This window comes from Dactylosporangium sp. NPDC006015, assembly GCF_040614215.1.
Classification (GTDB): Bacteria; Actinomycetota; Actinomycetes; order Mycobacteriales; family Micromonosporaceae; genus Dactylosporangium; species Dactylosporangium maewongense.
Genome location: NZ_JBEXUD010000011.1, coordinates 1 through 22,789, shown reverse-complemented (window position 1 = coordinate 22,789; position 22,789 = coordinate 1). Strand labels below are relative to the sequence as shown.

Here is a 22,789-nt window from a genome sequence, read left to right as displayed (position 1 = left end):
ACTCCCATCACTGAGGCGGCGGACATCGCCAGGACCCGTGGCAGGCGCCCCGCACCCAACCTGATGAACACGCGCGAACGCCAAGCCGCCGACACTGTCACTCCCCGCTGCCGCCTAACTGATCAATGCGAGTGAGGACCGTAAATGGTGTCCGCGACAGTGGGCAACTCAACCGTTCGGTCAATTCGCCATCCGGCGATTCGTTAGCGCCCACAACACCGACGGCGTGATCTATCTCATAGTTGAGGATTGCCCGAAGGTACGGATCTGAACGTTTCCATCACTGCCCTATATAACTGTGCGTGATTTTGGAATCCTTCAACGAACCGCATTGCGGTCGATTCAGACAACCATTCCAGGAGGCGTCTTCCCAGCTAAAGACCGCTTCGCCCCGGGCTCCACCCTCAACGCCGGTGGACATGGGCGCCCGTTTAGCTTTCCGGACCTTCGCCAGAACAAAGCAGAAGAATCGGACGCGTCATTCCCAATGGGCGTCCACCTGCCGGGCAGGCGTCGCGAATTCGGACATGCAGATCGACATTTAGATCGAATTTATGTCGAGGTGCGGCATACGACAGTTGCCGGCTTGCCGAAGCGTCACAGAACTGTCATATCTTCGCGGCACGATCGCCATACCGGGTTGGCACCCTCTGCCCTGCAGCACGGATAGGTATAGCGCTGCTGTCGGCGGCGGGTGAAGGAGTTACAGGCCGGTGGAGGTTGAACGTACCGCGCTGCCTGGGATCGGGTTGCGGCACGAGTTCGTGACGGCGAAGGGACAGCACGCGGCGGTGGTCTCGCACGTGTCGGGTCGCCGGGACGTTGTGTTGTACGACAGCGCCGACCCGGACACCGCGACCGCGACGCTGTCGTTGACCGGTGATGAAGCCAACGGTGTCGCCGAACTCCTGGGCACCGCCCGGATCGTGGAACGCCTGGCCGACCTGCAGCGGCAGGTGACCGGTCTGAAGACCGTACAGGTGCCGATCATCGCCGGGTCGCCCTACGACGGCCGGACGCTGGGCGACACCCAGGCCCGCACCCGGGCCGGCGCCTCGATCGTCGCGGTCATCCGAGCCGGGCAGATCCTGGCCAGCCCCCGCCCGGACTTCACCTTCGAGCCGGGGGACCTCGCCGTCGTCGTCGGCACGGCCGAGGGCACCACGGCGGTCACCGACATCTTCACCAACGGCTGACGGTATGGATGCCGCTACCGCGTTGATCGAGATCGGGGCGGTCATTCTCGGCCTCGGCCTGCTCGGCGCTGTCTCGGCGCGGTTCGCGATCTCGCCGATCCCGCTGTACCTGCTGGCCGGTCTGGCGTTCGGGCAGGGCGGCATCCTGCCCCTGGCGACCAGCGAGGAATTCACCGCGACCGGCGCCGAGATCGGCGTCATCCTGCTGCTGTTCACCCTCGGACTGGAGTACACCGCCCCCGAACTCGTTGGCACCCTGCGGCACAACGCGGCCGCCGGCGTGGTGGACCTGGTCCTCAACGCCGCGCCGGGGGTGGCGGTGGCGCTGCTGCTGGGATGGGGTCCCGTGGCCGCGGTCGCGTTGGGTGGCGTCACCTACGTCACGTCGTCCGGTATCACGGCGAAGGTGCTGGCCGATCTGGGGTGGCTGGGCAACCGTGAGGTTCCGGTCGTGCTGTCGCTGTTGGTCTTCGAGGACCTAACGATGGCCGTGTACCTGCCGATCCTCACGGCGTTACTCGCGGGCGCCGGATTCGTGGCAGGCCTGGGCACCCTCGCCGTCGCCGCAGCGACGATCACGATCATCCTGATCGTCGCGCTACGGTTCGGTCGCTACGTCGAGATGTTCGTCGCCTCACCCAACGAAGAGGTCCTGCTACTCAAGGCGCTCGGCCTGACGGTGCTCGTCGCCGGCGTCGCACAGGCACTGCAGGTGTCCGCCGCCGTTGGCGCGTTCCTCGTCGGCATCGCCCTGTCTGGGCCGCTGGCGCACACCGCCCGGCAGGTCCTCACCCCACTGCGCGACCTGTTCGCCGCCGTCTTCTTTGTATTCTTCGGTCTGCACACCGACCCGGCCGCGCTGCCGCCGATGCTCGGCATCGCGCTGGTCCTGGCGGTGGTGTCGATCCTGACGAAAATCGCGACCGGCTGGTGGGCGGCACGGCGGGCGGGTATCAGCACGCTGGGCCGCGCCCGTGCTGGCGTCGCTCTCACACCACGCGGCGAGTTCAACATCGTCATCGCCGGTCTCGCCGTCAGCGCCGGGCTCAACACCAAAATCGGCCCGCTCGCCGCTGCTTACGTCCTCGTGCTGGCCGTTATCGGCCCGATCCTTGCCCGTTCCCTCGAGCCGTTCGCACGGTGGCGCTCCCGCCGCCGCAGCGGCGGCATGAACACAGCGGCCGAGCCCGCCGTGACCACTTCCGATCCCGACCCTGCGCCAGGTGCGTCATGACCGCGCCGGCCGCACCGCTGGACGCCACGATCGTCCTGCCGTGCTTCAACGAGGCCGCGCACGTGCGGGCCGAACTCGACCGCATCAGCACGGCGATGGACAAAGCCGGACTGCGCTACGAAGTCCTCGCCGTCGATGATGGCTCTACCGACACGACCCTGCAGGTGCTGCGCGCGGCGGCGGCCGTGCTGCCGACGATCCAGGTGGTCGCGATGCACCGCAACGGCGGCGCCGGCACGGTCCGGCGGGTCGGCACACGGATGGCCCGGGGCGACATCGTGGTGTGGACCGACGCGGACATGACGTATCCGAATGAACGCATCCCCGAGTTGATCCGGCGATTGCTGGAGGACCCTACGATCGACCAGGTCGTGGGGGCCCGGACTTCGGAGCAGGGCAGCCATCGACTGCTGCGCATCCCAGCGAAGTGGGTGATCCGCAAGCTCGCCGAGTGGCTGGCCGGTCAGCCGATCCCGGACCTCAACTCAGGGCTGCGGGCGTTCCGGCGCACCGTCGCCGCGCCGTATCTGCGGCTGCTGCCGCCCGGATTCTCCTGCGTCACCACCATCACGCTGGCGTTCCTGTCCAACCAGCACCCGATCGCCTACATGCCGATCGACTACGCCCGCCGCGCAGGACGCTCGAAGTTCCGTTTTGTCCGCGACGCTTACCGCTACCTGCTGCAAGTGCTGCGAATGGTGATGTACTTCAATCCGCTCAAGGCTCTGATGCCACTCGCTCTGCTGCTGCTCGCCACCGGCACCGTCAAGAGCGCGGTCGACCTGACCGTCCACCCCCTCCGGCTGGCCAACAACACCGTCATGGTCTTCCTCACCGGGCTGATCATCGGTTCACTGGCGCTGCTAGCCGACCTGATCGTCCGGTCCCGCCCGGACGCCTGACGCCCGCCGCCGCCAAGCCCCCCGGCAGGCGGCGGGCGTCAGTGCAGGAGCCCACACGACTCGAACCTGCCCAAGCTATCGCGGAACCAGCTCGACGATGACCGATCCACCAGGGTGTCCATTGACACGAACGCGAGCCCGTTACGATCAACGGCGACCCTTCGGGACCTCAGGACCTCGATGCCAGCCAGCACCTGACCGAGCGCCATCCCCACCTGGTCGCTCAGATCGATGAGGTCATCGCCGCCGCGACCCAGCAACGCCGCGACCAGCACCACACCAGCAGCGCACCGACCTGACAGTCCACGGCTGTTACACATCTCGGACGCTCGCCACGCGGCTCACCCTGACCCAGCGCTGGTGCCGGCAGCTGCGTCATGAGCGGGTCAACGCTGACGCGGTCATCGTGTGAGAACAATGGCGACGCTGCCCGGCGTGCCCGTGACGGCGCTGGGCTCCGCGTCCTGCCGCGGCCCGGGCCTCGGCCTCGGCGCGCTCACGAGCGCGTGACAAGCCGGCGAGCTCAGGTAGCAGGATCTTGATCGCAACGGTCCGTTCGAGCCTGACGTCGACGGCCCGCCACACGGACGCCGTGCCGCCGGTGCCCACCTCGGCGATCAGCCGGTACCGGCCGCCGATCATCGGCATGGCGTCGACACCCCCGGGTCTTGCTGGACGGTGTGGCTCCGCTTGGAGCCGCTGTCGCGATCCTCGCCGCGCGGCATGGAGGACGCTCCTCATTCGTATGACAGTTGTGCGACGAGGCAGCGTGATGCAACGGTCGTCCTACCGTCGGATTGCCTCCGCACCGACCGGCCGACGAGGTTCTGCTGTCGGAAGCGGCGCCACACCCCGACGACGCGGGGGGCCGTTCCATCAGCATCTGTCGCCCCGGCAGGCGGCGATCAGGACGGCAGGATGAGGTCGGCGTAGTCGGCGGCTGTGAGGCGTCCGTCCGTCAGGGACGCGTCGGCGCGGGGTACGCGCAGCGGTTGCCCGTCGTGTCGGAAGGACACGGTGTCGACGTCGGCGCGGCTGGTCAGGGTGCATACGATCTGGCCGTAGGCGAGGACTTCGTCGCTGCGTCCGCTCCCATCGGACCGGCTGCCGATTTCTACCGTCGCGTCGCCGCCACCGACCTCCACGATGCCGGTCACCGTGATGCCGGTCAACGCGCTGGTGTAGCCGGCGTCCCGTTCGGCCGTGGTTGGGCCGGACAGCAGATCCCGCAGATGTGCGTCGATCGCCGGCATCTGCTCGGCCGGGCGTCGGACTGCGACCAGGCCAGTGTCACGGACCAGGAACAGCAGTTCGGCTGGCCGGCCGGGCGCCGGGCTGCCTGCCTGTGCTGGGGAGGGAGCGCTCGCCCGGCTGCTCACCGTGACCGGTCGAGGGCTGTCCTCGGTCGGCACGCCGCATCCGGCCAGCGCCAACGCCAACACCAGCGCGGCGACGAGGGCCCACACACGGTCGGTCACGATGGCTCCCTGCGCAGCTCGACCCGGAACCGTGCGCCACCGCCCGGTCGGTCCAAGGCCACCGCCTGGCCGCCGTGTGCCGCAGCATGCTGCGCCACCAGCGCCAGGCCCAGCCCGGCACCGTCGTCGTCGGTGCGGGCGCCGGCCGCGCGCCCCCGCACGAACCGGTCGAAGATCATCGCCTTGTCTTCCGAGCTGACGCCGGGGCCTTCGTCGTCGACCTCGATGAACCACCGGTCCTCGCTCACCCCGACCCGGACGGCGGTTGCCCCGCCGCCGTACCGTGCAGCGTTGTCCAGCAGGTTTCCGATGATCTGTTCGACGCGGCGGCCGTCCACCAGCCACACGTGCGGTGTGTCCCCGACGGCGCTGACGAGTTCCGGCGGCAGGTTGCGCACCTGACAGGCGCGCCGCGCGACCGCGACGACGTCGACCTCTGCGCGGCGGACCGGCCGGTCGCTCTTCGCCAGTTCGAGCAGGTCGTCGACGAGGGACAGGAACCGGTCGACCTCCTCGACGATCAACCCGACCGCCAGCCCGCTGCGCTGGTCGAGGTGCTCACGCCGGCGGGCCAGCACGCTGGCGGATGCGGCCAGGGTCTGCAACGGCGAGCGCAGCTCGTGACTGACGTCTGCGGCGAACCGGCGGTCCTGCTCCAGCCGCTTCGCCAGCCGGTCGACCATGTCGTTGAACGAGGTGGTGAGCTGGGCCAGGTCGGGCTCGACAGCCGGGTCGAGCCGGGTCGACAGGTCGCCGGCGGCGATCTCCTGCGCCGCCCCGGCCACCTGCCGCAGCGGCCGGGCGACGTACCGGGCGGCGTACCAGCCGAGGCCGGCGCCCGCGACGGCGGTGAGTGCGGCCACGACCGTGAGCACCCAGCTCAGGGTCCGCAACGTCTGGTCCAGCTCCCGGAACAGGTCGACCTCGTACAGCGCCGCCGTGTCCGTCAGCGGCACACCGACGACGAGCGCGGGAACGCCGTTGACCCGCACGAGCTGCTTGCCCGCCTGCCCCTGCTGGACGAGGTGTTGCAAGCTCATCGGCACCGCCTCGGTGATGCCGTCGTCGGCGGCCCGGCCGAACCAGCCGCCGTCGCGGTACAGCATCGCCCGCCGGTTCCCGCCGGTGTCCAATGAGCGCAGCAGGTCGGCGGCGTCGACCTGATCGGTGAGCACGCCCTCCCGCAGGATCCGGGCGTCGAAGGACACCGCACGCACCGACGCCCGCTCGCGCCCCTCCAGCAGGGAACGCCGGGTCGCCTGGTACGTCGCGAACGCCATCGACGCCGATAACAGCAACGCGCCGGCGGCGAACCCGCCGATGACCCGTGTCCGAAGTCCCGCGCGTCTCATCGCTGCAGCTTGTAGCCCATGCCGCGGACCGTGACGAGCCGCTGCGGCGTCCTTGTGTCGCGCTCGATCTTCTGCCGCAGCCGCCCGATGTGAACATCGACGAGCCGCTCGTCACCGGTCTCGTACTCCCACACCCGCTGCAGCAGCTGCTGGCGCGACAGCACCAGGCCCGGGTGCTCGGCGAGCTCGCACAACAACCGGAACTCGGTGCGGGTCAACGCGACCGGCTCACCCTGCACCCGCACCTCGCCGGCCTCCGGCCTGATCTCCAGGTCGCCGAACACCAGTGTCGGCGCCGCGGCGGACACGGCACGCCCCCTGCGCCGCAGCGCCCGCAACCGCGCTGACAGTTCCTTCACCGCCACCGGCTTGACCAGATAGTCGTCGGCGCCGGCCTCGAGCGCGGCGACGATGTCGTGGGTGTCGTCGCGGGCGCTCACCACGACGATCGGTACGTCGTCGTGACGGCGCATCTCCCGCACACAGTCGAACCCGTCCATACCTGGCAGCATGAGATCGACCAGGACGGTGTCCGCCGGCGCAGCCCGTTGCGCCTCCAGGCCCTCCTCCGCGCTCGCTGCGGTCCGCACCAGGTAGCCCTCGTCCTCCAGGGCGAGCGCCAGCGACAACCGGATCCGGTCGTCGTCCTCGATCACCAGCACGCCTGTCACCACTGCATCATGCCCCCCGGCGGCGTGTGCCCGTGCGCGAGCCAGCGAGTGGGGTGCGTTTGCCACCCGATGGTCACGTCGTCCCCCGGTGCGGTCGTCGATCACCCGGTCCGCCGGACGCGGGACAGGTATCCGGCGCCGCAGCCACTGCAGGGCCGCGATGTGGTCGACGAAGTTCGGGAACTCCGTATCGAGGCAGAGCAGCCGCAGAGCGCTGAGCACCGACCTGGACGCGCCGACGATGCATGTCCGCCGGTGGTTGGCGGCCGCCCGGTTCCGGGCCTGCATCAGGTGACCACACTCGTCACAGGCGAGGCTGAAGTCGGTGCCGTCGAGGCTCAGCAGCGCGGTCACAGCGACCGGTCGGCCGCGGGCGCCTGCCACCAGCGCAGCTCCTGGACCTGCCGTTCGCGGGTGGCCCGCCTGGGTCGTCGCCGCGGCACGCGATGCCGTGGCAGATAGCCGGGCGGCCGGTCCGTGGCCAGCAGCACCTCCTCCAGCTGCGCCGACTGCAGCTGCAGGCACAGCGGCATCGACAGTCCCCGCAGCGTCAGGCGCCCACCGCTGTCAGCAACGGTGCGGTGCAGGTCAGCAAGGAACGCCGCGCCAACCCCGTCGACGGTTCCGCACCGCGTGAGATCGAGGATGAGATGCGTCGGCTCCATCGCGATCGTGGACTCGATCACCGAGAGGTTGCGGCGCACCGAAGGGCCGTCCAACACCTCGGTCACGCTGATTTCCACAACGGGATCCGCCTCGGTCGACACGGCGGTCTGCATGCGGCTCCTCCAACGGCAGTGGCGCCCGTACGGGTCTCGTCCGGCGTGTGCCGGTCGGGGGTCGACGGGTCCGGGGTGACGTCCGATACCTGCATCACCCTGTGTCGCGCGTATGGAGAAGTCCCCGCGGCAGTGTGACGGTTCCATGACGTATCGCGCCTCGGGCCGGCTTCAGTTGCGACCCGCCGCCGTCGGGTGTCAGTTGTCACGCAACTGTCACAGGGTCGAGGGCTGCCCGCCGAACCGGGCGGCGACGCTGGCATGCACGGCCCACGGAGGGAGACGACATGCAGCCGATAGCACAGACACCGGCGATGCGGCTGGTCGAGGTGCTGGTCACGGACCCGCTCGACACCAGTGCCGCACCGCGCGTCCGGGCGCTGCTCGACGACGCCGCCGCGCTGCGCCCCGCGAACCTTGTCATCGACATGACCGCTTGTGCGTATGTCGACGCCGCGGGGATCGCGATGCTCCTCGACGTGCACCGCAAGGTGTGGCTCGACGGCGGCCGGCTCACGCTTCGCGGTCTGTCGCCGAAGGTTGCCCGGACCCTGCAACTCGCCCGAGTCGACCGGGTCCTGCACGTCACCGGCACACCGGCCGAGCCGCCGGAGGGTTCGTCATAGAACTGTCATCAATTCGCGGGACGGCCGCCATGCACCGCACGCAGGGTGGAGCCTGGTCCACGGTTGTTCGCAGGGGTTTGATGGGGGTCACGATTGACGGCGTTGCTCAGTCCCGACAGCACGAACTTCACCCTCGCCTGCGACGGCTGCGGCCAACTGGTCACCAATCTCGCGCCGACCATGGGCGACTGGGCCGTTGCGTGGAGCCTGTTCAGCCAGGACGGCTGGACGGGTGACGACCTCGCGACCGGACCGCACACGTGCGGGCGTTGCACCCGCACGCCCCCGCCGCCACGGATGGTCGAGCAGGCGCTGACCCGTGAACGCTGCGTGCCGGCAGCCCGCGAGTCGCGCCGCCTGAGGGTCACCCGGGTCGCGGGCACCACCGTCGTCACCCTGACGGGCTCACCCGACCTGCTCGTCAATGCCCGCCTGCGCGACCTCGTCGTCGACCTGACCGGCCCGGCACAACGCCTCGTCATCGACGTCACCCAAGCGCCACGGCTGGACTCCGGCGCTCTCGACGTGCTGGTCCAGGCGCACCGCCAGTCCATCACCGTGTGCCTCGTCGGCGCGACACAGCAGATCCGGGACTCGTTGCGGCTACTCAGCCTGCACGGGCTGTTCCCGGTGTTCCGGACCCTCGCCGAGGCGACATCCTGCGGCCCGGCCACAGGCACCGAACCCGCACCAGCTGGCGCGGAGCGGCCCGACCGAGTCGATGCGCGGTGACCTTCTCCGTCAGCAGCAGCATCGAACACAGCGGAGCAGTCGTCGTCACCGTCCGCGGCACCGTGGAACACACCACCATCGGCTCACTGTGCGACACGATCAACCACATCGTCGACCAGCACCGACCCGCACTCGTGAACATCGACCTACAGGCCGTCACCTACATCGACACCACGGCTGTCGGCGCGCTCGACGCATGCCGACGCAGCGCTCGCAACGGCGGGACCAACGTGATGCTGCGCAACGCCAGCGACGCCGTCGACCGGACGCTACGAATGTCAGCCTGAACAGCACTCCGCCCTATCGCGTCGCATCGACAGATGCGGCCACACACACCACACCGATGACGCTGAGGCGCCCTGCCTCGACGACAGCAGCTTCGGCTTGTCGGGACAGCTGAGGGGCCAGCGACTCCTGTGGACGGGCATCGCCGCGCATCGCTGACCGCGACATTGTCCGCACATGGACGAATCATCAAACCCACCACACTGTCGCCTGGAGGCCCGCGCACCCGAGCCGCACCGTGAAATGACAACCGCCTCCGGGAGATGACAGGCCCTGGACGTGCTGTCGCTGTCAGTCGGCGTACCGGATGCGCACCATCGGAAGTCGGACGCCCACATCGGGTGCGAGCGGACCTGCGGCGCTCAGGTCGGGCATGGTCAGGATGCGGCCGAGGCGCGCGGCGGCGCGCGGGTGACGGTCGCGGTACCGCTCAAGCAGATGACGGCTCTCCCCGGCGGACAGGATCTCTGCACGAGCGGGCACGCCTCGCCGGCGACCGGTCCAGATCCGCACGCCCGGATCCACTTCGATGTTCCGGAACCACTGGGACGCACGCCCGTAGCCGGAGACGACAACGAGTACCCTGGCGTCCCGCTCGAGCACCTCGAGGACGACGTGGCGGAGCTGCCCGCTTCGTCGGCCCCGGTGTTCGAGCATCGCCATCCGCGGTCCGAACAGCCAGCCGAGACCCTGCCGGTACAGCGGGATCGGTGACCGCGCAAGGAGTCGCGGGATACGCCGGGTCATGCGATCAGCCTCCTCCGACGACGTGCCCGCAACGACGAGGCCGGCATCCGGCGGGCCATCGCCATGACCAGCAATGATTGCATGAATGCAACAGATGTACGGACACTATCGCACAGACTCGGCGGGCGTGCCGTACCGAGCGCGGCGACCGGCCGGCGTCGTCGGTCGCGGGGTACCCTCTGCTGGTCCAGACGATTGTGCAGATGCAATAGTTCGTCCCAGCCATGCCAGGGAAGGGTGTGTCGGGGAGTCTGGTCGGCGTCGGCAGCATGCTGATCGGTCAAGGGAGTGACACCAGTGACGCGGGACCCGATGCGCGCGAGCCGCGACGAAGCCGAAGACCCGATGCACGCAGGCGTGCGGCTGCCGCTGGCCCGGATTCTCCTGGTCGAGGACGATCCCGGCGACGTCGCCTACACCCTCGACGAGTTCCGCGAGCACCGGCTGCGCAACCAGGTGACCGTGATCGGCAACGGCCGGCACGCCTTGGACTACCTGGCCCGGCGCGGCGCGTACCTCGACGCCCCGACTCCGGACATCCTGCTGCTGGACCTGAACCTGCCCGGCGTCGACGGCCGGGTCGTACTCGATTGGGTAGTCAACGATCCACGGCTGGCACACCTGCACGTCGTCGTCCTGACCGCGTCCGCCGTCGAGGAGCAGATGCTGCGGGACTTCGGCCTGCCTGCTGGGCACTTCTTCCGCAAGCCGGTCGACTTCACACAACTGATCGGGCTGATCCGTGCAGTGCAACGGTTGGCAATCGTCGTGGACCGCGGCGACCCGCCGGCCGTTCCCCGGACACAGCGATAGGTCGGCGGAGGGGCGGCGCCGTGTCATCGACCGACGCAGCCCGCTGAGCTGTATGCCGACCGGCGTCGAGCGCGCGGCATCACGCATCCGTTCCCCCGATCGCCGGTAGTAGCGGGTGCCATCGCGACGTTCCCGGGAACGGCCGCGATCCCGGCGCCCGCACGAGCCGCGTCCTCGACGACCGCCGTCTCGGCGTGGCCGCGCGTCCTGCTCGACATCGAACCATCCGCGTTCGTCGGCCGGGAGCTCTCAGCTCGCGGCCGCCTCGCGGGCAGCATCCCGGCCGAGGGCCATCAACAGGCCCATCACCGCGGACTCCAAACCGAACATCGCGGCCACGAACCACCCCAACCACAGCCACGTCACGAGCACCACTCCGGACACAACTGCGACGCAGCCGATCCGTCGGCGCGTTCGGCTCCGGTACTCACGCGGCGGACACGGCCGCAGACTGACGAAGCCGGCGGTGAACCGTGGATCGTCGGCCTCGATGTGCCGCTGGATCTCAGCAAGTATGGGCCGCTCCTCCGGCCGCCACGGCCCGCTCATCGCTCAGCCGCCGGGCGAACCTCACGGCGTTCCGTCCCGATGTCCCGGGCGGTCACTGACGCACCGAAGGTGCGTTGCACCGTTGACGCGACAACCGCCACCATGCTCGCATCATACAATAGTTGCATAAGTACAAGTTGATGTCATTGCGTCGCACGACATGACGCACCCATGTCCGTGATGGAGGTGAGCGTCCGCAGCGACGCGGCCGGTGGTCCGGGGATCGGCGGCGATCGCCGAGGGCGACTGCACACATGCCACCATTGTCGGGTGGCACGACCTTCTGCTTCCTCTGACAGGCTCGACGACGGGCTCGTCGACGCGCTGCTGTCGATCAGCCGGGCGATGGTCGCCCTCGCTGCCCGCAATCTCAGCCAGCTCGATACCGACGTGACGCTGCAGCAGTACCGCACACTGGTCATCCTGGCCTCCGGCGGTCCCCAGCGCAGCGTCGACCTCGCCCGCCAGCTCAATATCGCACCGTCGACCGTGACCAGGATGTGCGACCGGCTGGTTCGACGTGACCTGATCCAGCGCTTCCACCGAGAGGACGACCGGCGCCCGATCTGGCTCTGTCTGACCGAAGCCGGGAAGGAACTCATCGGCGCGGTGATGCTCGCGCGCCGCAGGGAGCTCGAGGACCTGGTCCGGGCAGCCGACCTGACCGTCTCGAAACGTACCGTGGCGGCCCTGCACGCATTCGCAACCGCGGCTGGCGAGGTGCCCGACGCACAGTGGTGGCAGTTGTGGACCGAGTCGGCGACCCTCGCTCCCGGGACCTGGCCGGCCCAGCCCACACCGGACCGCAGCTCAGCCGCCTGAATCAGTCACAACCCGCCGACTGATGGCACGCACCGCACGGGCCAGCCTTGCACCCCGCGCGGAAGACCGGACTATGCAAGGGGTGGCGAAACCCTCGGTAGGCCAGACAGGGCTTGGCCGGCCGGCGCGGCGACTGCCGTGCTGCGGAAGGCGGTGGTCCCGGCGGGATGCACCCGCCGCCACGCCGACCTGCACCATGCCTATCCACCGTGAACGATCACATGCCTGCCGTCGCGCCGGATCTTCGAATAGCGCACCAATCCGGAACGAGTGCATCCAACCGAGCCTCCAACAGCGAACGCGGGGGCGTCGAGTCATCGCGCCTGGCCGGGGTGGCGGCGATCCACCATGCGCTGCAGCTCTGATCGCCCACACATTTCGGCTCTGGGCCGGCCTGACCTCTTCGAGGATTCGCTCGTCTATCGACGCGTCGGTCCGGGACCGGCCGATGAGCCGTCCGTCCTCTCGACCGCTGCGCCGGCTGGCGGTTGGGCCAGATCCAATGCCAGGTGCTCACCGCGACCTTCAACGCCGACAGCGTGGCGTCCCGCTCGTCGTCGCGCGGGGCGGTCCCAAAGACGGTGACGAAGTTCCCGCCGTGGACGACTACCCCGCTGATGTACGCCTGCACACCCTTGCCAGTGCCGGAAAGGTCGCAGGAGGTGCCCACGACATCGACGCCGTCCGCGCCGTCGAAGGGGATCGTCACCGGGCCCGCCACGTGGACGGACGACATCGTCGGGACCTTCGCGCCTACACCGACACCGTCGGCGACCTCATCCCCACAAACCCCGCGCCGCCTGAACCGCCACGCTCGGCGTACAGGCTGGTGGTGCGCCGGCAGCGACGCACGACCGACACGAGAACCGGCCCCTCCCCGAACGGCGGGAGGGGCCGGTTTCGTCGTCCCCACCCTGTTCGCGGCGTGCCGATCGGGCCAGCAACCACGTCAAGCGCTGCGGCTGGCACGCGACATTTTGCTTGATAGCGCCTTGCGCCTCTTCGGCCTTGTGCTGACCCTTGTCCTGGAAACCCATCACGCCTCCTTCGGAGGGTAGACGCGGCGATGCGCACGGCACCGGCGCGCGTATTCCGCCCAACATGGCCTCACCGGCACCGCCGAAACACCCTGAGGACCTCAGCGACTCGATGCGACCGCAAGGGTTCTGTGGGGGAACGTCGGGTAGTGGGCCGTTCTACACCTCACATGGAGGCGGACATGTTCATTCTCGGTGTCATCTTGCTGCTGCTCGGTTGGTTTCTCCACATCACCATCCTCACGACGATCGGGGTGATCCTGCTCGTGATCGGTGCTGTGCTGTTTATCCTCGGCTCGATCGGGCGGCCCGTCGCCGGGCGGCGACATTACTGGTAGCCGACCAGCAACACTCACGCTCTGCTCTGGTCATCGTCGCCCTGTCACCGCATCACGGTTGTGGTCGGCGGTGTCGTCGACTTCGCGGTTTGACGCCCTTGGGTGATTCCACCAAGGATCGGTCTCCTCAGGCAGCGGCAACTCGCGCGGAGGGACGGATAGGTCGTGCGAACGCTTGCTGAGATCACGCCGGTACCTCGCCGGATCGGTGCCGATCCAGTGGCTGCCGAGCTTCTCCAGACACTTCGCCCGCAGACCGCTGCCGGCCTTTCGCGTCGCCGAAGTCGCTGCCCTGACCGAAATTGTTGTCCGGATGGAGCGCGTGCCGCGCGGCCGCCGTTGCCGATCCGGCCAATCTCGCATGACCCCGGTTGCGCAGTTCTTCAAGGCCTGCTTGTCGAACCAGTCCAGGCCGGGGTCGTTCACGGATGCCCCAGACGCGTCAAGGCCCACGAAGTTCAGGCTGCGGCGAGGTCCGTGGTGCAGTGCGGGCAGCGGACCGCGCCCGCCGGTGCGTCCTCCATCCGGCAGCTCGGGCAGGTCTTCGTCGGAGGCGGGTCCCCAAACACCGTTCTGCCGCGCTTCTGCATGTACGCCCGGTACGGGACCACGAAGCCCTTCAACATCCGCACTCCCCCGAGGCCGCCGCTGAGCCCTCTCTACCGAGCCGGCGCCGACCTAAACCAAGCCGACCTGCCTCAGCCGACCCGCCCAAGCCAACCAAACCAACAGGTCAGCGCCACACGAAGGCAGCCATGGCGGCCGCGCGGCGGGGTGAGACCCAGGGCGGCCTCGACCCGCTCGGCGCGCAGCGTGTTGGGCGGCGCACCGGGCAGGGAGCGCATGGACGACACCGCCAGGAGACCGGAATCTCCCGCCAGACAGGCCGCACCGCGGTCTCGGTCAGATCGAAATCCCGCGCCACCTGCCGCACCGAACGGTCTCCACGCTGACACAACTCAACAAGAACCCCGGTGCTTGACACTCCTTCACGTGTCCTCCCCGATGGTGCGCACGACGGACGGCAGGTGCAGCCTCCGCCGGATCATCTGCTTTTGGCTGCGTGCCGTCGACTGTGTGATGTTGAGCGCTTCCGCCACCTCCTTGGTACTCATCCCGGTCACACAGCACCACCACGGCCCGCTCCTGGGGGCTCAACGGCTGCATCGCCATCCACAGGTCGTGCGCGAACTCCACCTCGTCGTCGAAGGACACCACGTACCGCTGCCGCGTCCGCTGAGCCGGATGTGCGCCTGGATTTGGCGGCTGATGCTCCGCAGCGCGTTCACCGCCTGGTATGCGGCAATCCGGGTGGTGTATTTGAGGTTGTCGTCGAACGTGCGCTCGCCGCGCTTCCCGGGGGAACCGTCGGCAGGGGAACCTGAACCACGGGACGTGCTACTGCATCAGCGGCGACCGTGGCACAGGTTGCGCCCCTTCAGGCCGTGGGCTTCCCCTGAGACTGGATGTTGATCCAGAGGAAGGGGTATCCCCGGTGGGCGTCTGTAGAAGTACCCGGAGAGTCTGGCGGATCTCCCGCTCCAAGCCGATGACCGCGGACAGCAGCAGCGCCAGACCGAGATCGCCTAGCTGCAGCCAGCCATGTCCTCCCATCACCATCACATCAGCCTAGCCCTGGGCTGGGGGCCGGCACCCTGTCGATGGATCACATCAGGACAGCTGGAAGGGCTCCGACCACGAAGGCCAGAAGGCATGCCACAGCCGACGAGTGAGGGCCCGATTCGGTTGTGCTGGGCCGCCGGAGGGAACCTTGTCAACGCCTGCTGATCGGCAGGCATGAGCGGCCAACGTGGGCGAAGCGTCGAGGGTGCGGCTCGGTGATCCGGCCGTGTCGTGCGACTTGGCCAGTCGACGCAACCTCTGCCGCGACACCGGCTCTTCGAGGAGCTGAAACGTATTCATGCAACGGCCGTGTCAATCCCAGCATCCTGGGCACCAGGGACACCAGGTTCCGCAACGGCGATCCGTGACATCGGACGATCTGTGTTGCCCGCAACCGCCGACCGCGCAAGGGCAGCATCGATCATCTGGGACCCGAGGATCCAGCCCAGACGCCGGGCCAAGGGCCTAGCGGCACTGGGCGTGAGCCAACCTGGCACCGCACAGGCACCCCGCCGTCCCAGTGACCACACTCGGGCAGCGATGGCGCACGAGCGGGCACGCCGGCTCCGGCGCCGGCAGGGTCGGGCGTTTCTCGAACCGCCTCACCGGTTCAATCAAACTGCCGGAGGTCCGGTTACAGGCTCGGCGTTGCCGGCACCGGTTGAGGCGGATACCTACAAGTCCACCATCATGGACGCCAGCGGCCGGAGACGCCTCTGTTCCCCGGCCGCGCCAAGGTACACCGTTCGCTCCGCTGCACCGCGCCGCTCAGGTCCCTGTGGCGGGGAGCAGGCCGATGCGTCCGTGGTAGGCGCGGCCGAGCTGGTCCGTGTCGGAGCCGACCAGGAGCCCGGCGGAGCAGGTGACGAGGACCTCGACGCCGACACCTCGGCTGTGGGTCGGGTTCCATGCCAGCGCCTTGCCGGTGACCGGGTCGACGGCGGCGATCCCGGGCCGCGGCACGGCACCCGGGCCCGCGTTCTTGCGGCCGCGTGGGTTGTCCATCCACTGCTGGTGCCCACCGACGTACACGGCGGCGTCGGTGACCGCGACAGACCACAGGGTGTTACCGCCGGTGCGGTTGACCCACACCGGCGGGTGCACACCGCTGCCTGTGACGTCGAACCGGGCGACACTGTCACACATCAACGTCGGTCCGGCCATCCCACCCGTCGCGGCGACGGCCAGGTAGGAGCCGTCCGGCGCGAAGTCGACCCCCCGCAGGTAGCTGTCGTACAAAGCCTTGCACTTGCGGGTGTAGGCGTCGGTCGACCAACCGCTCACTGCCGCAGGGCCGCCGCCGACGTCGGCGAGCAGCAGCTGCGCACGCGGCATGCCGGCAGCGGTGTCGAACGCGCCGACCGCGGCGAGGCGGTTGCCGTCCTGGGTGACGGCGACCGACTCGACCTTGACGGTGCCGCCGTCGCGGCGGGCCAGCCGCAGGTCGAACCCGGGGTCCACGACGCCCGCCGTGGCCGACAGCCGTGCCAGTCCAGCGCGGCGCTGTCCACTGATGGCGGTGAAGTGGCCTCCGGCGTACAGCCACGCACCGGACGAGGTCATGGTGCGGATCTGTCCTGGGCCCGCGGTGCCGGTGAACCCGGCCACCCGGCTGCCGGTGGCGAGGTCCAGCTGGACCAGGCCTGGCCAGACATCGCCGTTGACCTTCGTGAACGTGCCCGCGGCGTAGACCGTCCCGCCCGGCCCGGCGGCGACCGCTGTGACCCGGCCGTTCAGCTCCGGCGCGAAGTCCAGCATCCGGCCGGTGCCGAGCTGGAACGCGAACAGCGACCGGCGCGCGGCACGGCTGCCGGTTGCCGCGTCAGCGACGGTCGTGAAGTTTCCGCCGACCACGACGATGTCACCGACTACCGCCATCCCGGCGATCGCGCCGTCGAGCACGTTCGGCGTCCACACCACCGGCTGCTGCGACACCACACCCTGCAGCGCCTGCCCGGCAACCGCAGCCCCGGCTGCCATCACCAGCGCAGACACCAGCACGGCTACAGCGGTGAACGTTCGGCGCATCAGACGGCACTTCCCCTCGCAGGAAACAGCGGCACCGGCGCAGGCGGACCGGCGTGACGTTCAACGAGGCAGACGGCCACCCGGCAGCTGACACCGAGCGACGTCCTGGAGGCCGCCCTTGGCCCGACCAGCACGCTCCCGATCCCTGAGCCGCCGAGGACGAGAATGTCGACCGGTCGGACCTCGACGTTGCCGCCGAGCACCTCGACACTTGAACACGCACGGGATCCGACACCGGCAGGTACAGCGGCATCCGCTGGTCGACCACGAGCGTGCCGCAAGCCTGCCGGCAACGGATGCAACCGCGCCGCGTCGCCGACGCCACACCTGTGAACTGTTGGCCCGGGTTGCTGCCGACAACGGCTACCGCAGACAGTCACGCCGGCCGTTCGCCGTGTCCAAGGACGCAAGTCTGGCGGGTCGAGCCACTCGTCCTGGCTCAACCTCGTCGAACGCTGGTTCGCCGAGCTCACCAACCGCAAACTGCGCCGCTCGACCCACCGCAGCGTCGCCGACCTAGAAGCCGACATGAACGCCTGGATCGAGGCGTGGAACACCGACCCCAACCATTCGTATGGACCAAGACCGCCGACGGCATCCTCGAGACCATCGCCGCATACTGCCAACGAATCAACGACTCAGCACACTAGGCCGTGTTTCAAAGCTGATCAGTTGAGCAGGTTGAGGAGTCGCTCGGCTTGCTGGTCGAGAGTGCCAGGTGTGGCTGTGGTCGTCAGTGATAGCTCCGCTTGGTCGTCAGTTAGGACCGCACCCCCGGTTGGGTGAAAGTTCGTGGTCGTGAGTTTCGGCACCACTGGTTGTGGTGGGAGCATCGGCGCGTCTGGGTGAGGGGCTTGCCGATGCCGCCCATTGCGAAGATTGATCTGTACGCGGCGATCCGTCGGGACGCACGCGCTGGTCTGTCGGGCCGGACGATCGAGGCGAAGTACCGGGTGTCGCGACGGACGGTGGCGAAGGCGATCGCGTCGGCGTGGCCGGCGCCGCGCAAGGCGTTGCCGTCGAGGCCGTCGAAGTTGGACGGGTTCGAGCCGGTGATCGAGGGGATTCTGCGGGCGGATCTGGACGCGCCGCGCAAGCAGCGGCACACGGCGAAGCGGATCTTCGACCGGCTGGTCGCCGAGCATGCGATGACGGATGTGTCGTATCCGGTGGTGCGCCGGTATGTGCGGGAACGCGCGGCGCAGATCAGGGTCGAGACCGGCCGGGCGCCGGTGGAGGCGTTCGTGCCGCAGACCCACCGGCCGGTTATGGAGGCTGAGGTCGATTTCGGTGAGGCCGTGGTCAACCTTCGTGGTGAGCATGTGACCTGCATGCTGTTCGCGTTGCGGATGTCGTACTCGGGCAAGGCGGTGCACCGGATCTTCGCCTCAGGCGGGCAGGAGGCGTTCCTGGAAGGCCACGTCCATGCGTTCACTGTGCTGGGCGGGGTCCCGGCCGGGCAGCGTGACACCTACCTGCGCACCTGGCTCGGGAACCGGCCGGTCGGCCGCGACGGCGGCCCGAAAGTCGCCAGCTTCGACCAGGAGATCCCACTCCTGCTCACCGGCGAGGCCATGGCACCCGTGACGGCCCAAGCCAGACGCCTGGCGCCACACCCCGGCATCGCCTACCCGCTCATCCGCGACGCACCACTCGCCCGTTTCGCGCTTGTCTGGCGCACCGCCGCCGAAACCGATCTCATCCAAACCTTTGCCAGCGTCGTCACCGAGCTGGGCCCGATAGTCCTATGACGTCGGCGCGGCCCCGCCAACCCCGGAGACTCTGATGTGCTGATGTCCTACCCGGCGGGCAGGATGGGTGCGGGAGGTACAGATGAGCGACATCGCGGACGTTCCACCCGCCGTTGTGGGCCGGCTCCGGGTGATCTGCGGGGAGCTGCCCGAGGCGTACGAGGAGCCGGCGTGGATCGGCCTGCGGTGGCGGATTCGCCGGCGGACGTTCCTGCACGTCTACACCACCGACGGGAGGCGGTCGGCGTACATCGATACGGACGATCCGGCCATCCTGATGACCTTCCGGGCGCCGCCCGGGGAGTTGGCCGCGCTGGCGCATGCCGGCCCTCCGTTCTTCCGGGCCGACTGGGGTGTGAATGTCGTGGGAATGGTGCTGGACGACGAGACGGACTGGGTCGAGGTTGCCGAGCTGGTGACGGACAGCTATCGAGTGCAGGCGCCCCGCCGCCTCGCGTTCCGGCTGAAGGCAGGTGGATGAACCGCCGGCTACCTCCCCACGTTGCCGCTTATCCAGGTTCGGCGCTGAGAAGCATTCGTATTCACGGCGGGATAGGTCGGGTTGCCGCACTGGCCAGAGATATTTCAGGAGGCGATTCCGATGACGACATCACCCAGTGCCGCATGCTCCGGCCGTCTGGCCGGATTTGCGGGTGCAGTTCATTCCGGGCGTGATCGGCTTCACGAACTGGTAGATGGCTTCGCAGGTCCACCGCGGCGTGACATCGAGGAAGACCTCGCGTCGTTCGTTGGGGAAGCTGCCCGCATTGCTGGTCTTTCCGTAGCCAGTCGTGACTACCTCGCCGGTCGGCACCGCGCCCTGGCTGGGCAGTGCGGGTGCGATGAGGGGCTCCGACAGCAAGATGGGCTGGTCCAGCGCAGGATCGCGAGATCGCCGTCCATTGCCGGGACGCGCCTTCACTCGGTTCGGGCACCGGCCTCGAGCACGGTGAGGTCGCGGACCGCATACCGGTGATGCTCGGCCTCTTCCTTGCACACCACCGTGAGGCAGCGGCGTACGAAGTAGTCCTTGTCCGGGTAGGGGTCGGCCGGCTTGCGACCACACACCCGATCGAGCTCGGCCTCGGTGAGCCCGTCGACGACCCGGCGCATCGTGGCCATGCGGGCCAGCCGCGGCGCGAGTACCTCGTCGAGCGTCGGGGTGGCATCGAGGGTGAGCCCGAGCTTCGCCGCCGCGTCGGGCGGCATCCAGCCGCCAGGAAGGCCCAACGGGTGGTACGGCGCGTCCTCCTCGAGCACGGCGTTGCCGATCCAGGCATCGGCGGCCATCAGCAGATGCCGCTGCGTCTCAACGAACGACCACTCGCCGTCAACCTGCTCGTGCAGCTTCGCCTCGGGTAGGTGCCTGGCGCGGTCGAGCGTCTCCTCCCATTGCTTCTCGATGGCATCCCAAGCGGCCCGGTACTCGGCGGCGGACGTGGCCTCACGGGCCAGCACCCGGTTGGGATGCAGCCGGTCGAGCTCGGCCTCGACGTAGGCGGTCACGTCGACGTCGTTGACAACGACACGCTCGAAGCCGCCACCGAGGGAGACGTTGCCCCCATAGCAGTCCACGATCTTCAGGCCGGTGACGTCGCAATCGCGAATCTCGAGGCCGGAGAGGTCGCACAGGTGGATGCGGGCACCACGGAACTGGTCACTTTGGGTGTACTCAGCAGGCATCGGGACAGCTTCCCGTATCCGTCCCGCCCGCGCCAGACCACAGTCACCCCAGCGGCCAGGTGATCAGCCCACCGCGGCGGCCCCGTCCGAGTCGGTTTCCAGAGATCGCCTCAGTGTCCAACGCGAGACGCCAAGCTTGCCGGCGACGGCGGCTTGGGTCTGTCCGGCGCGCAGCAGGATAGCCGCGTCGGCAATCTGCTCGGCGTTCAGCACGCGGGGGCGTCCGCCGACCCGACCCCGGGCGCGGGCGGCGTCGAGTCCCTCGAGGGTGCCCTTAACGATTGCTGGCGCTGGAACTTGGCGATGGCGGCGAACACGGTGAAGACCAGCTCTCCCCACATGTCGTCACTGGTGTCCAGCACGATCCCGTCCAACGCGCGAAAGTGCCGGCCCTTGGCGTGCAGGTCGTCCTCCACGATGGCCAGGAGTTCGCGGGTGTCGCGGCCCAGCCGGCTCAGGTCGAGTACGACGAGGGTGTCGCCGCGGCGCATGTGCCCGCTCCATGCCGACCTGCTCGCGCAACAGCGTGCCGACCTGCTCGTCGTCCACCGCGGTGTCGAGCACGATGTCCAGGATGTCGTCCAGCAGTTTCTGCCTCGACTCGCCGCTCTTGGCGCGTTCGGCCAGCTTCGCCTTGACCTTCTCCTTCGCGTGATGCTCCCGGCCCGAGATGGCCTGGTCGAACATCAGCAGCACCTCGTCGAACACCTCGACGACCGACGACGACAACCAAGCGAGCAGGATCGGGTACCGCAGCGGCGGGTCACGACGGGCCAACTGCTGCGGCGTGGCGCGATCAGCGATGCGGGCCAGGAACCGGCGCCGCTGATCGGGCAGCATCGACAGGTCCAGCTCGTGCGCGTCCAACCTGCGCAGATAGGCCAGCTTCTCCAGCTCTACCTTCACCCCGGCCGGCGACGGATTCGTGGCGCCCTGCCCCAGCCACGACAGCGGCGTACGGCCCAGACTCGGATCAACCAGCAGCAGCGCGTCCAGCTCCGCCTCCCGCGCTGGCGTAACCAGATGCCGGACCCGCTCCCAAGTCGCCGCCCGGGCGACCTCCCGGGCGGTCGCGACCCGCTCCAACATTTTGATCACGCCGGGGCGGATCACCCGCGAAGACATCAAATGCTCGCCGGCCAGCCGAAACAGCGCCGTGGGCGAGTCGTGCTCCATCGCCCGTGCGAACAGGTACTCGGCCAGCTCCTTCCACTGCAACTCCCCAGCAGCCCGGTGCCAGCCCAGATACCGGGCCACCTGCGCCAGGTGATCCGTGCGGGTCTGCTCGCGGCCGCCGTACTCGCGAAGCGCACCCACCGGCAGTCGCAGCCGCTCGGCCAGCCGGGCCACCGCCGCGGCCGGCGCCGACGCCACGTCATCGGGCACGTAGCCCAGCCACGGCAGCGAGCACAGCTGTACGCAGACGCCGAATACGTTCGCAGCCCGGCGAAACCCCAGCACGAACTCTTCGTCAGCCGGCGTCAGGGTGAAATACCGGAACAGCTCGACCTGACTGATCTCCGGGAAGCCTCGTAGCTGCGCCAACTGCGCCTCGGAGAACACATCGCGGGTCGCCACATTGTGCGCAACGAGCCGCCCTCATCCCACGCAAAGCGACGTCCTCGATCCGACACCCACGCCCCATCCATCGAAGATTGTCCTTAGAGCGACCGGCAATAGGTCCATGACTCGGCGGGTAGGCACCCGGGGTAGCAAACAGGCACGGGTCCATTGATCATCGGAGTTCTCTACGCTTCGTGATCGATGGAGTCCCGTGCCTGCGTTGCCATCTTCGTTGTTCGAACCTGTCTGGGTCCAGTTCGCCGCGCTGTGGCCTGAGCAACCCGAGTTCGACCCTTCGCATCCGCTGGGCTGTCACCGCCGCAGGATCCCGGACCGGGTCGTGTTCGAGCACGTCATCGCCGCTCTGGTGCACGGGTCCGGGTATGAACGCGTCGCGTCGGTTGCCTGCTCGGACCGGACGATCCGCCGACGTCTGCGGTTGTGGGCCGACGCCGGTCTCGGCGAGCAGGTCCACGAACTGGCCCTGGACGCCTACGACCGGATGATCGGCCTGGACCTGACCGATGTCAGCGCCGACGGCGCCATCACGAAAGCGCCGTGCGGCGGCGACCGGGCCGGC

Annotated in this window: 27 protein-coding genes and 3 pseudogenes; 13 read left to right on the top strand and 17 right to left on the bottom strand. The window is 68.7% G+C overall.

Features of this window, described 5'->3' with window-relative positions:
- The first annotated feature begins 713 nt into the window (after positions 1–713).
- The 3 genes from ABZ321_RS21085 to ABZ321_RS21075 are packed head-to-tail and all read left to right on the top strand — an operon-like array spanning position 714 to position 3,332.
- Entirely contained in the window at positions 714–1,196 is a 483-nt protein-coding gene (locus ABZ321_RS21085; RefSeq protein ID WP_354893568.1) for a cation:proton antiporter regulatory subunit, read from the top strand.
- 4 nt (positions 1,197–1,200) lie between these two features.
- Entirely contained in the window at positions 1,201–2,430 is a 1,230-nt protein-coding gene (locus ABZ321_RS21080; protein WP_354893565.1) for a cation:proton antiporter, read from the top strand.
- On the top strand, positions 2,427–3,332 hold the full coding sequence (locus ABZ321_RS21075) for a glycosyltransferase family 2 protein (RefSeq protein WP_344514987.1): 906 nt from the start codon (positions 2,427–2,429) through the stop codon (positions 3,330–3,332). The genes ABZ321_RS21080 and ABZ321_RS21075 overlap by 4 nt, the downstream gene beginning before the upstream one ends.
- Positions 3,333–3,370: 38 nt before the next feature.
- Here ABZ321_RS21075 and ABZ321_RS21070 read toward each other — a convergent pair whose 3' ends face one another.
- The 6 genes from ABZ321_RS21070 to ABZ321_RS21045 all read right to left on the bottom strand — a co-directional run bounded on the left by ABZ321_RS21070 (position 3,371) and on the right by ABZ321_RS21045 (position 7,612).
- The gene (locus ABZ321_RS21070; RefSeq protein ID WP_354893562.1) at positions 3,371–3,610 is read right to left on the bottom strand and encodes a hypothetical protein; all 240 of its coding nucleotides are present in this window, start codon (positions 3,608–3,610) and stop codon (positions 3,371–3,373) included.
- A gap of 97 nt (positions 3,611–3,707) precedes the next feature.
- On the bottom strand, positions 3,708–3,980 hold the full coding sequence (locus tag ABZ321_RS21065; protein WP_354893559.1) for a hypothetical protein: 273 nt from the start codon (positions 3,978–3,980) through the stop codon (positions 3,708–3,710).
- Between the two features lie 257 nt (positions 3,981–4,237).
- On the bottom strand, positions 4,238–4,798 hold the full coding sequence (locus ABZ321_RS21060) for a GerMN domain-containing protein (protein WP_354893556.1): 561 nt from the start codon (positions 4,796–4,798) through the stop codon (positions 4,238–4,240).
- A gap of 8 nt (positions 4,799–4,806) precedes the next feature.
- Entirely contained in the window at positions 4,807–6,162 is a 1,356-nt protein-coding gene (locus ABZ321_RS21055; RefSeq protein WP_344514981.1) for a HAMP domain-containing sensor histidine kinase, read from the bottom strand.
- Positions 6,159–6,833, bottom strand: coding sequence for a response regulator transcription factor (locus ABZ321_RS21050; RefSeq protein ID WP_344514980.1), 675 nt, complete (start codon positions 6,831–6,833; stop codon positions 6,159–6,161). Before ABZ321_RS21050 ends, ABZ321_RS21055 begins: the two co-directional genes overlap by 4 nt.
- 350 nt (positions 6,834–7,183) lie before the next feature.
- Positions 7,184–7,612: an STAS domain-containing protein gene (locus ABZ321_RS21045; RefSeq protein ID WP_344514977.1), complete on the bottom strand. Its 429-nt coding sequence runs from the start codon at positions 7,610–7,612 to the stop codon at positions 7,184–7,186.
- 287 nt (positions 7,613–7,899) lie between these two features.
- Between ABZ321_RS21045 and ABZ321_RS21040 the strand changes: the two genes are divergently transcribed.
- The 3 genes from ABZ321_RS21040 to ABZ321_RS21030 all read left to right on the top strand — a co-directional run bounded on the left by ABZ321_RS21040 (position 7,900) and on the right by ABZ321_RS21030 (position 9,257).
- Positions 7,900–8,238, top strand: coding sequence for an STAS domain-containing protein (locus tag ABZ321_RS21040; RefSeq protein ID WP_344514976.1), 339 nt, complete (start codon positions 7,900–7,902; stop codon positions 8,236–8,238).
- Positions 8,239–8,340: 102 nt separating this feature from the next.
- The gene (locus ABZ321_RS21035; protein ID WP_344514974.1) at positions 8,341–8,970 is read left to right on the top strand and encodes an STAS domain-containing protein; all 630 of its coding nucleotides are present in this window, start codon (positions 8,341–8,343) and stop codon (positions 8,968–8,970) included.
- On the top strand, positions 8,967–9,257 hold the full coding sequence (locus ABZ321_RS21030) for an STAS domain-containing protein (RefSeq protein WP_344514972.1): 291 nt from the start codon (positions 8,967–8,969) through the stop codon (positions 9,255–9,257). The genes ABZ321_RS21035 and ABZ321_RS21030 overlap by 4 nt, the downstream gene beginning before the upstream one ends.
- Before the next feature lie 289 nt (positions 9,258–9,546).
- On the opposite strand, the gene ABZ321_RS21025 is transcribed toward ABZ321_RS21030, so the two are convergent.
- Positions 9,547–10,002, bottom strand: coding sequence for a nitroreductase family deazaflavin-dependent oxidoreductase (locus ABZ321_RS21025; protein ID WP_344514970.1), 456 nt, complete (start codon positions 10,000–10,002; stop codon positions 9,547–9,549).
- Between the two features lie 297 nt (positions 10,003–10,299).
- Here ABZ321_RS21025 and ABZ321_RS21020 point away from each other — a divergent pair, with 297 nt between their 5' ends.
- Entirely contained in the window at positions 10,300–10,815 is a 516-nt protein-coding gene (locus ABZ321_RS21020; RefSeq protein WP_344514968.1) for a response regulator, read from the top strand.
- A 249-nt stretch (positions 10,816–11,064) separates the two neighbouring features.
- On the opposite strand, the gene ABZ321_RS21015 is transcribed toward ABZ321_RS21020, so the two are convergent.
- On the bottom strand, positions 11,065–11,364 hold the full coding sequence (locus ABZ321_RS21015) for a DUF3040 domain-containing protein (RefSeq protein WP_344514966.1): 300 nt from the start codon (positions 11,362–11,364) through the stop codon (positions 11,065–11,067).
- A gap of 171 nt (positions 11,365–11,535) precedes the next feature.
- On the opposite strand from ABZ321_RS21015, the gene ABZ321_RS21010 reads away from it, so the two are divergent.
- Positions 11,536–12,186, top strand: a complete 651-nt coding sequence (locus tag ABZ321_RS21010) for a MarR family transcriptional regulator (RefSeq protein WP_354893548.1) — start codon at positions 11,536–11,538, stop codon at positions 12,184–12,186.
- 217 nt (positions 12,187–12,403) lie between these two features.
- Here the strand turns inward: ABZ321_RS21010 and ABZ321_RS21005 are convergent, their stop codons facing one another.
- Complete coding sequence (locus ABZ321_RS21005) at positions 12,404–12,922, bottom strand: hypothetical protein (RefSeq protein ID WP_354893545.1); 519 nt, start codon at positions 12,920–12,922, stop codon at positions 12,404–12,406.
- 483 nt (positions 12,923–13,405) lie between these two features.
- Here ABZ321_RS21005 and ABZ321_RS21000 point away from each other — a divergent pair, with 483 nt between their 5' ends.
- Entirely contained in the window at positions 13,406–13,561 is a 156-nt protein-coding gene (locus tag ABZ321_RS21000; protein ID WP_344514960.1) for a DUF6131 family protein, read from the top strand.
- Between the two features lie 30 nt (positions 13,562–13,591).
- Here the strand turns inward: ABZ321_RS21000 and ABZ321_RS20995 are convergent, their stop codons facing one another.
- The 3 genes from ABZ321_RS20995 to ABZ321_RS20985 form a co-directional block, all read right to left on the bottom strand.
- Positions 13,592–13,987 carry a hypothetical protein gene (locus ABZ321_RS20995; protein WP_354893541.1) on the bottom strand — a complete coding sequence of 132 codons (396 nt, stop codon included), beginning with the start codon at positions 13,985–13,987 and terminating at the stop codon, positions 13,592–13,594.
- A 563-nt stretch (positions 13,988–14,550) separates the two neighbouring features.
- Positions 14,551–14,685 carry a LuxR C-terminal-related transcriptional regulator gene (locus ABZ321_RS20990; RefSeq protein WP_354893539.1) on the bottom strand — a complete coding sequence of 45 codons (135 nt, stop codon included), beginning with the start codon at positions 14,683–14,685 and terminating at the stop codon, positions 14,551–14,553.
- A gap of 1,267 nt (positions 14,686–15,952) precedes the next feature.
- Positions 15,953–17,212 (bottom strand): PKD domain containing protein, encoded by a 1,260-nt coding sequence (locus ABZ321_RS20985; RefSeq protein WP_354893536.1) that lies wholly within the window; start codon positions 17,210–17,212, stop codon positions 15,953–15,955.
- Between the two features lie 423 nt (positions 17,213–17,635).
- On the opposite strand from ABZ321_RS20985, the pseudogene ABZ321_RS20980 reads away from it, so the two are divergent.
- From ABZ321_RS20980 to ABZ321_RS20970, 3 genes and pseudogenes are all read left to right on the top strand, one after another.
- Positions 17,636–17,862: pseudogene (locus ABZ321_RS20980) on the top strand (IS630 family transposase); the annotation flags it as partial.
- 204 nt (positions 17,863–18,066) lie between these two features.
- Entirely contained in the window at positions 18,067–18,963 is an 897-nt protein-coding gene (locus tag ABZ321_RS20975; RefSeq protein WP_354893533.1) for a hypothetical protein, read from the top strand.
- Between the two features lie 82 nt (positions 18,964–19,045).
- Positions 19,046–19,444 (top strand): MmcQ/YjbR family DNA-binding protein, encoded by a 399-nt coding sequence (locus ABZ321_RS20970; protein ID WP_033367863.1) that lies wholly within the window; start codon positions 19,046–19,048, stop codon positions 19,442–19,444.
- 129 nt (positions 19,445–19,573) lie between these two features.
- Here the strand turns inward: ABZ321_RS20970 and ABZ321_RS20965 are convergent, their stop codons facing one another.
- From ABZ321_RS20965 to ABZ321_RS20945, 5 genes and pseudogenes are all read right to left on the bottom strand, one after another.
- The gene (locus ABZ321_RS20965; RefSeq protein ID WP_354893529.1) at positions 19,574–19,825 is read right to left on the bottom strand and encodes a hypothetical protein; all 252 of its coding nucleotides are present in this window, start codon (positions 19,823–19,825) and stop codon (positions 19,574–19,576) included.
- Positions 19,826–19,881: 56 nt separating this feature from the next.
- Complete coding sequence (locus tag ABZ321_RS20960; protein ID WP_354893526.1) at positions 19,882–20,646, bottom strand: DinB family protein; 765 nt, start codon at positions 20,644–20,646, stop codon at positions 19,882–19,884.
- 63 nt (positions 20,647–20,709) lie between these two features.
- Positions 20,710–20,859 carry a hypothetical protein gene (locus ABZ321_RS20955; RefSeq protein WP_354893523.1) on the bottom strand — a complete coding sequence of 50 codons (150 nt, stop codon included), beginning with the start codon at positions 20,857–20,859 and terminating at the stop codon, positions 20,710–20,712.
- Positions 20,853–21,137: a recombinase family protein gene (locus tag ABZ321_RS20950; protein WP_354893520.1), complete on the bottom strand. Its 285-nt coding sequence runs from the start codon at positions 21,135–21,137 to the stop codon at positions 20,853–20,855. Before ABZ321_RS20950 ends, ABZ321_RS20955 begins: the two co-directional genes overlap by 7 nt.
- Positions 21,138–21,141: 4 nt before the next feature.
- Positions 21,142–22,224 (bottom strand): annotated as a pseudogene (locus tag ABZ321_RS20945) (DUF4158 domain-containing protein); the annotation flags it as partial.
- 196 nt (positions 22,225–22,420) lie between these two features.
- Here ABZ321_RS20945 and ABZ321_RS20940 point away from each other — a divergent pair.
- A pseudogene (locus tag ABZ321_RS20940) lies at positions 22,421–22,789 on the top strand (IS5/IS1182 family transposase); the annotation flags it as partial.

What these genes read in the sequence shown, in the direction of transcription:
- ABZ321_RS21080 (WP_354893565.1), top strand. Translation starts at nt 1,201, where the DNA reads ATGGATGCCGCTACCGCGTTGATCGAGATCGGGGCGGTCATTCTCGGC.
- ABZ321_RS21075 (WP_344514987.1), top strand. Translation starts at nt 2,427, where the DNA reads ATGACCGCGCCGGCCGCACCGCTGGACGCCACGATCGTCCTGCCGTGC.
- ABZ321_RS21065 (WP_354893559.1), bottom strand. Translation starts at nt 3,980, where the DNA reads ATGCCGATGATCGGCGGCCGGTACCGGCTGATCGCCGAGGTGGGCACC.
- ABZ321_RS21055 (WP_344514981.1), bottom strand. Translation starts at nt 6,162, where the DNA reads ATGAGACGCGCGGGACTTCGGACACGGGTCATCGGCGGGTTCGCCGCC.
- ABZ321_RS21045 (WP_344514977.1), bottom strand. Translation starts at nt 7,612, where the DNA reads ATGCAGACCGCCGTGTCGACCGAGGCGGATCCCGTTGTGGAAATCAGC.
- ABZ321_RS21040 (WP_344514976.1), top strand. Translation starts at nt 7,900, where the DNA reads ATGCAGCCGATAGCACAGACACCGGCGATGCGGCTGGTCGAGGTGCTG.
- ABZ321_RS21025 (WP_344514970.1), bottom strand. Translation starts at nt 10,002, where the DNA reads ATGACCCGGCGTATCCCGCGACTCCTTGCGCGGTCACCGATCCCGCTG.
- ABZ321_RS21015 (WP_344514966.1), bottom strand. Translation starts at nt 11,364, where the DNA reads ATGAGCGGGCCGTGGCGGCCGGAGGAGCGGCCCATACTTGCTGAGATC.
- ABZ321_RS21010 (WP_354893548.1), top strand. Translation starts at nt 11,536, where the DNA reads ATGTCCGTGATGGAGGTGAGCGTCCGCAGCGACGCGGCCGGTGGTCCG.
- ABZ321_RS21005 (WP_354893545.1), bottom strand. Translation starts at nt 12,922, where the DNA reads ATGTCGTCCGTCCACGTGGCGGGCCCGGTGACGATCCCCTTCGACGGC.
- ABZ321_RS21000 (WP_344514960.1), top strand. Translation starts at nt 13,406, where the DNA reads ATGTTCATTCTCGGTGTCATCTTGCTGCTGCTCGGTTGGTTTCTCCAC.
- ABZ321_RS20985 (WP_354893536.1), bottom strand. Translation starts at nt 17,212, where the DNA reads ATGCGCCGAACGTTCACCGCTGTAGCCGTGCTGGTGTCTGCGCTGGTG.
- ABZ321_RS20970 (WP_033367863.1), top strand. Translation starts at nt 19,046, where the DNA reads ATGAGCGACATCGCGGACGTTCCACCCGCCGTTGTGGGCCGGCTCCGG.
- ABZ321_RS20960 (WP_354893526.1), bottom strand. Translation starts at nt 20,646, where the DNA reads ATGCCTGCTGAGTACACCCAAAGTGACCAGTTCCGTGGTGCCCGCATC.
- ABZ321_RS20950 (WP_354893520.1), bottom strand. Translation starts at nt 21,137, where the DNA reads ATGCGCCGCGGCGACACCCTCGTCGTACTCGACCTGAGCCGGCTGGGC.